An 8,277-nucleotide genomic window follows, 5' to 3' on the forward strand; every position below is an offset into this window, starting at 1 on the left:
ATATCAATACGCAACACAACATGCAGATGGTTTGACATCACCGCAAAAGCAGCCACATCAATGGCAAAAACAGCTTCAAGTTCAAAGAGCAGTGACTCTACCCAGCCCCGGCGATGGTCATAGTTCTTCCCCGAATAGGCATCATCACCGCACAGGAAGGCGCGCCGCACCACCCGGCTACAGCAGTGGTAATAGGGCGTGTCTTCAACACTTATTTGAGTTCTTCGAGGGCGCGGCATGACAAGACTCCAGCATCGACAACTTATCTCAGTTTAGAAGAGACCGCTGAATCTCACCATTTACTGTGGGTGGCCCTAATTGCTGTGGGTGGCCCTAATTGCTAGCCCTTAAATGCTTAAGGTCCAGTGTATGTGGGTGGCCATAATTGCTATTTAATTCACTCCGACCCCTTTATTCCTATTCGAATTTTTTCAGTTGTTCTTCATCTAAGATGAACTGGAGCTTGTAAAGTATGATACTAACTATTTCAACATCATGCTCTTTATAGCCGTTAACTAATTTAACAAATTCTTTAAGCTTAATTCTAGGAACTAAAAACTTAAGCCATTCACCTATTTCACTAACAAGTTTTTTCCTACATCCAATATCTAAAATAACCATGAAACTAGATTCATATTTTAGTGCCGTAGAAAGAACTTTAATTAAACATATTCTAGCTCTTCCTTCTATTTCATCAAGCAAAGGAATAGTTAGTCGTAGCAACTCTTCATCCGTCAATCCTTTAATACACTGTTTAAAGGACGCTACATTTTCCTGTCGAGGAAAACCTTTAACAATTTCTATTAATTTCATAACTTACCAAACTCATTAGATGGCAACCTAGCTTGCCAAGCTCTATCCGCCGATGGCTTATAATGTCCAGAGTTATTATTCCAGCCTCTGATCACACCTCGATTATTACCATACCCAAAGCGAATATGGCCAGCGTAATCTACGGAGTTTGCTCCTCTCGCTATGTTATAGTGACCTGTACCTGTTCGACTTACCCATATTTGGCCTTCTTGTGTGACAAACTCATATTCTCCCTTGGGAGTAAACGCATTGCCGTTCCCATCAATAGTTTTCCATCTCCCATTTTGGTTAACTAACTGATATCTCGGTGAAGTATTGAAATAGTCTTCTGGGATTGTATTCTCGAATTTCTCAACCTTGCGGGAAGGTTGTCGCATTTCAACACTGTCATGATCTTCCGGTGGTGGCGGAGATGATGATGCACCAGCCAACTCATTTAAAAAACCAGTTAAAGCCTTTGCTGCAGCTTCATCATTCGCTATTTGTTCAGGCGATTTAGGCCCTGGCATAGGAAGACCAAATGGGCCCGGTATTACTCCAATGCTAACCGTCTCTCCGCCATTAAACCCTGCAGGCGGAGATGAAGGGTTGCCATTCTGATCCGTCCACATGGCATTCCTTGCACCTAAACTACCAACATCATTGACTTTAAAATCAACTTCTAAGGTCGTATTTTTGCCTAACTGGAAACTCGCAGTGTAACTATTGGCGCCATTTTGAGTAATAGTTGCATTGGACTTTTTCTTCTTACCCGCTCCCCCGGAACCAAACTCTATGCTGGTACAACCTGCAACATCATGATCTTTAATGTGACTACCAGTACTGCAATACCCCGTCGGATCCGTCCCTGCCAGCGGGTTGTTCATTATGTAGCTGTAAGGATTCACACTCTGGGTCGAGGTCGGACTCTGAATAAACGGGTCAACACTCATAAACCGACCCAGGTTGTAATCGTACACCCGGCCGTTCATATGGATCAGCTGTTGTTCGTTCAAGTGCTCGTGGTCGGTGAAACCGCGGCGGTTTTTGTTGGTGTCGAGCAAATCACCCAGCGCGCCCGCTTTACTGCTGGTCGCGGTGCGGCCGAAGGGGTCGAAGTAGCGTTGGCTGGCGATATTGCCGTTTTGATCCGCCAGGGTGGTGGCGCTGCCGAGCCTGTCCCTCAGGGTAAACTGCAGCAGGTGACTGCGCTGCGGCGTGTAGCTGAGCACAGCAACATCGTCCAGGTAGGCTCTCCAGGAACCATCATTGTCGACCTCATAGTATTTGTCGACATAATAGGTCGTGGTGCTGCTGCCAGATACAGTCCTGGTTTGCTTGGCGCGCATGTTATCGCTGCCGTAGACAAAACCTGTCACTGTGCTGTTGCCAGGGCCCCGGCCTGTGATGTTCAAGGGTTTATCCATGGCATTATAGGTCATGCTCAAGCCATCACCCAGGCGCAGATTGCCGCGCTTGTCATATTGGAAGCTGACCGTGCTGCCGCTCAGCTTATCCAGTTGACAGACGGCGTTGGGGCCGGCGTTACTGCCTGCGGCGCAGGCCGCACCGCCATAACGGTAGGCGTTACTGCTGTTGGCGCTGTAGTCGGTTTTCTTCAGTAAGTTGCCAACCTTGTCATAGTCGTAGTTTACCGTCGCTGCAAAGGGTGAACTGGTATCGTACAAGGCAAAGCCACTGTTGCTGAAGCTGTATTGACTCAGGCGATTGAGGTCGTCATAAGCATAGCTTTTCTCAAGCCCCGTAATGCCGTTACGCTCGTTGCGCAAATTCATGAAGGCATCATAAGTATCATAATAATGACCATGGATGCGCCCCAAAGGAGCATCCACCTCGACACTGGCCATGGTGCCTTCCGGATTATAGACTCGCGACTCGGTCATTATGTTGTTGGCCAACTTGGCACCCGTGATATGACCCGCCTCGTCCATGGTGCTGATCTCGCGATAGACATAGCCCGAGGCGGCATTGCTGGTTGCGTTCAGGTAGCCATAATCGTTATAGGTGTATTGCAGCGTCAGTCCGTTGGGGTATACCAAGCCCTTGGGGCGACCATAGAAGCCGTCGTATTGGTGCTTGACCGTGTTGCTCACAGTACCGACTGTGACTGTGGTCTGGCTCAGTTGCAGCGCGGCAGTATAGCCATAACTGCGGGTCACGCCGTTTTCTGTTTCTGAGCTGAGCAGGCCCTTCTTGAGGCTATCCCAGAGGAAGCTCGCCGTGCCGGACGCATTGCCGCCTGTAGTGACTTTGGAGGTAATCCGGCCCAGGGTGTCGTGCATGTAAGTCTGCAGCACACCGTTGGCGTCGGTTTGCCTGTCAATCTCACCCAAGGTGTTATAGCCGAAGCTCGTTGTGCCCTGATTGGGGTCAATAACTTGAGTCTTATGGCCGAAGCCGTTGTAGCTGGCCTTGATGTCATGAGTGTTGGCATCGCGGATCACCAATGGGCGACCGGCGGCGTCGTAGGCGAAGCGGTTACTGCCGCTCTTGGCATCGACGGTCTCATACAGCCAGCCCTGGCTGCCATAGGTGCGCGACATGGTGCGTCCCTCGACGCTGATATCCGTCTTCAGGCCGCTGTAGCTGTAGCTCGACTCGAGTCCGCCCGACTTGCCGTTGGGGATGCTGCGCCGGCCCGGTCTGTCCAGGGCGTCGAAGTCACCGAACTCGGTATACTCGGCAGCTGTGCCATTGCCATAGGGGATGGACTCCCGGGTTAACCGCCCGGGCGCATCGTAATGCTTGTCCTGATACTGATAACCGCCATCGAAGCCCTGGGTGGCGCTGCGCAGCAAACGGCCCCGGCCATCAAAATACTGCTCAGTTTCCGGCATGCCGGCACCTGTAGTGCGGGTCATCACTGCGGCGATATTGGCATTATCCTGTGGCGCATTATCGCCGTCACTGGCCAGCAAGTACCGCAGATAGCGGGTCGGGCTGCCGGTCTGCTTAACCTGCACAGGACGGCCAATGGCGTCATATTTGGTTGCTGTCACTATGCTGTTGGGCGCAGTGACCTTGGTCGGCAAACCAAAACCCATGTCATATTCAGTTTTAGTCACATGGCCCTTGGCGTTGGTGACCTCGTAAGGCAGATAACCGTCTGCCTCGGCACTGGTGCCGCCTTTGGTATAGCTGAAGGCAGTCTGGCGAGGTGGTAACTGGTTGCAATTGCTATCCTGGCCCGTCACTTTAGTCCAGTTGGGCAGGCCATAAGCGTTGAACTGAGTCTCCTCAAGTCGCGAACAACTGCTGTTGCTGGCGCTGACTGTGATGCTGGTAGGGCGTTTATGCACCGAGTCCCAACTATCCACGGTTTGCTTTTGCCATTGCGCTACATCCGTCGTACCGGCCGGATCATTGCTCCAACCCCGCACGGCCGCCGCAGTGCTGGTTTTTACCCAGTTGAACTTACGCAACCACCAGTTTGCCTCATTCGCGGCAAACTCAGTCTCGACCGTACTCGTGTAGCTGTTGGCTAGGCCATCGATATAATCGGTGACAGTGCGGCTCTGCTTCTTGATGTTACCCCATTTATCTACGTCCGCAGGCACGATCGTCTGCTCCACCTTGGACATTTTTGTACCATCGAGATCCCAGTTTTGATGCACCGAATTGGTGAGAATATTGTGATAGACACCAGCCACCGAATGCTGCGGGTTATCGGCCCAGGTGTTGTTTGTTTTCAGGACCACGGCCCCGTCCACACTGACCTCCTGGGAGGTCAAAAGGCCCACATAAGGGAACTTCTGCTTGAAGGTGCTGTGCACTGTCTTGTTACGCTGCACATCCTGTTCCCAGATCTGATTGAAGCCAGTGAAGCCACGCCCCTGCAGATTATACATGGCGCCCTTGTAGGCATACTGAGTCTCGTTATCGCCGCCCTGGCCGTTACTCTGCTTGAAGGACTGCACCACATACATGCTGGAGGCGAAGTGGACATAGCCGGAGCCGACTTCATCGTGATCTGTGCTATAGAGCTTTTCCTGCCCGGCACTGGCCTCGCCCGTGGATAATGGACGGTAACGCCACTCGTTGCTGTTACCCAATCCATCGGTGGCAGCTTGCAGGTAATCGACTGGTTGGTAATCGGCCGAGCTAGCCCCGCTGCCGGCACCATAGTTGCGTGACAAGTAGTGGCCTTCGGCATTGACTATCGTAGAACTGGCAAGATCGGGATAGATAGCATTCAATGAGTGTGGTTTAAACATGAACAACATGTCGGTTAAGCCATCACCATTAATGTCTTCCATGGAGGCTTGTGGGGTACCGATAAAGTCAGTACTGATGGTTGTAGGCACTATAGTGCCTGCCGCATTTAGCGTAAATTTGATGGCATTGTATCTGTAGATACTTTTATCCAAATTCGCTGGGATGGGGGCATTCACCCCCCGCTGAGTACCTGTTTGATACTGCCCATAAATACCATCACCACAAACACGTCTTGCGATACCTGAGGTTGAAACATAGCCACAAGACTCTAATAATCTATCCCCAGGCAACAATAGCTCTGCCGTGCCATCACCATCGACATCCGCCACTTTGAACGCATTGCTATATTTAGGAAAACTAAATTCAAGCGGCTCTTCTGAACCATTGTCCGCCAGCGTTGCGAATGAACGTGCTGCGAATACTTTCTGATTAAAACTGACCGCAGGTGCAAAGTCCGCTTTCCCGTTATTGAGACGATACCAAAGTTCTGTGGGTTGATTCGCTTTGGCTTGGTTTTTCGCCCAATAGAGCCAATCGACGAGGCCATCGCCATTGATGTCCATGATGAATTCAAACAGATCGCTGTCGACGCCTGTGTTTCTGCTTATTTGTGGCAGACTTTTAGAGGTAAACCCATTGCCTTGATTGAGTAAAAACTTGCGTGGCCATGAGCCTGACACACCAAATGCGTGTTTTAATGTTTTTCCTGAAATAAGCACATCACTCAAGCCATTCCCATCGGCGTCGCCGATAAACGACACGCCATCGCTGGGGGTTCCAGGTGAGTAGGAATAAACATAGCTATGCACTAGCTGGCGGTTATTTTCACTGTAGGGCGCACTCGGATTTTGACTGTGAGTGTAAAGATACAATTTGGCATTGGAATAGGCAGGATACTCACCCTTACGGATCATGAGATCTGGCCAACCATCGCCATTGTAGTCGCCGGCATTCAAGAGATCATCTTGAGGGTGGGGTAAATCTATGCCGGCATACTCAAAACGACCGACGCCTGAATCTGTGGTCAAAGCGATATACAGCTTGTTATTTTTTATCTCAAAACTGTCGCTTCTACCGTCTTGGTTCGCATCAAAGATCACGCTTATGGTGCTGTAGGTTAAATCATCAAAATTGCGGTTTCTAAGCTTAATGCTATTCGGTGTAACCAGTTGCAACTCAGCATCACTAAAGTAACCGGGCCAATCCATGACACCATCACCATTGATGTCACCGTCAGAAGCAATGGGGCGATAACCTTCACCAAATATGCCTCTGAGTGAATAGAAGGTAGAACCCAGCCCATCAATTGCATACTCAGAGGTTTTTACAGTGACATATTGATCAGACCAAGTAAACGTTGTTGCCGGAGCACATTGCTGATTATTGTTGGCTTCGCTACATTGTTGTACCCGGGTTAACAGGCTGCGGTTACTAGACTTACTGTTATCATACGAAATTATGTAACTATTTGTTTTTATCAACTCTTTTATATACGTATTAATCTGGCTCAAACGGCGTTGAGTCGATATTTTCCCTCCCGCAATGAAACTTAATCGGGTATCGTTTCTGGGCGAATAAATAAACTCGACGTAGCGCTCATTGCTGCCACTGTAGTAAATATTGCTCAGCAGATGCTCGCCTGCAATCGAATCATCGTATTCATAGTCAATGGTGTTGGCACCATTTGAGAAGGACTCTTGGGCCACCTTCCAGCTCAACACTGTCGTCAGTCCAGAAGGCGCGAAGCGGCTGTTGGATTCGGTGCCATAAGTTGCGCTGTTACCATCGGGTTTATAGACAATAAAACTGGCCGTAGCCGAGTTGATACCGCCGCTTTGAACCACCTTAACAAAAGAGTCCATCTCGGTACGATATACGGTGCCGTTGGCGCCATAAGTACCAGATACAGCCATCAAGCGCTGGCCATCGAGGCAGAGTCTGTCACTGGCGGCGTCGAAGGTCACCGCGCGGGTAAAGCCATCCTGGGCATAGGTAGCGGCACAACGGCTAATGGCTGAACCGGCATTGAGCGCCCAGCCCACGCCGACAATGCCATTGCCGCCCTGAGAGTTGTAGCTGAGTGACACTGTTGGCTGGACGCCGTTGCGACCAGGTGGTAAATCGATGGGGATTTGGTAACTCGCCTGGCCACCGGATACACCGGCACTTCCCTTAAGTGCGACAGCACTCAGATCAATCTCTTCTGTCGGCGGGGTATCACTACCTGTGGCATCGGGGACCTCTGCCGGTATGGTTTGCATCCATTCGGGCGGCAATACCACAGTCACAGCTTGAGATACGGTCCAACCGCTACATCCCGATGCGTTGCAGGCACGCACCTGGTATTTGTAGCTGCCATTGCTGCGAACGGTGCGGGTATAGCTGGTCGTCGTCGGCGAAGCCAGGGTCGTCCAACTGCCACTGTTGACGCTTTCCTGCAGGGTGTAGCTGGTCGCCGTGCCGGCAGCCGGCCAACTAATGGCAATGCTGCCGTTGGTCACAGTCGTTGTCGGCACGCTGATGCTGGCTGGCGTTGGGGGTGGCAGCAACACTGTCACTGCGCTTGAAGCTTTCCAGCTACTGCAACCCGAAGTATTGCAGGCTCTCACTTGGTATTTATAGCTGCCATTGGGTCGGCCGGTACGACTGTAACTGTTGGATGTCGGCGATACGATAGTCGTCCAGGCGCCGTTATTCACGCTTTCCTGCAGTGTGTAACTGGTCGCAGTACTGGACGCGGCCCAACTGATGGCTATGCTGCCATTGGTCACAGTCGTTGTCGGCACGCTGATGCTGACAGGCGCAGGCGGCGGCAACAACACTGTCACTGCACTTGAAGCTTTCCAGCTGCTGCAACCCGAGGTATTGCAAGAACGCAACTGATACTTGTAACTGCCATTGGAACGGCCGGTGCGGGTGTAACTGGTTGTAGTAGGTGAAGCTATGGTCGTCCAAGCGCCGTTATTTACGCTCTCCTGTAGCGTGTAGCTGGTTGCCGTGCCGGCCGCTGGCCAACTGATGGCGATGCTGCCACTGGTCACAGTCGTTGTCGGTACGCTGATGCTGGCTGGCGTTGGGGGTGGCAGCAACACTGTCACTGCGCTTGAAGCCTTCCAGCTGCCGCAACCCGAAGTATTGCAGGCTCTCACTTGGTATTTATAGCTGCCATTGGGTCGGCCGGTACGACTGTAACTGTTGGATGTCGGCGATACGATAGTCGTCCAGGCGCCGTTATTCACGCTTTCCTGC

At 51.2% G+C, this 8,277-nt stretch carries 3 protein-coding genes; all 3 read right to left on the reverse strand.

Going from position 1 to position 8,277, the window contains the following annotated elements:
- The coding region (locus HC757_RS18765) for a transposase (RefSeq protein ID WP_483315810.1) at positions 1-239 on the reverse strand (239 nt) is incomplete at its 3' end.
- A 178-nt stretch (positions 240-417) separates the two neighbouring features.
- Positions 418-813, reverse strand: a complete 396-nt coding sequence (locus HC757_RS18770) for a hypothetical protein (protein ID WP_169565967.1) — start codon at positions 811-813, stop codon at positions 418-420.
- Positions 810-8,267 carry an RHS repeat-associated core domain-containing protein gene (locus HC757_RS18775; protein ID WP_342343082.1) on the reverse strand — a complete coding sequence of 2,486 codons (7,458 nt, stop codon included), beginning with the start codon at positions 8,265-8,267 and terminating at the stop codon, positions 810-812. The genes HC757_RS18770 and HC757_RS18775 overlap by 4 nt, the downstream gene beginning before the upstream one ends.
- Positions 8,268-8,277 lie beyond the last annotated feature (10 nt).

Source organism: Shewanella salipaludis, from assembly GCF_012911865.1.
In the GTDB taxonomy this organism is placed as follows: domain Bacteria; phylum Pseudomonadota; class Gammaproteobacteria; order Enterobacterales; family Shewanellaceae; genus Shewanella; species Shewanella salipaludis.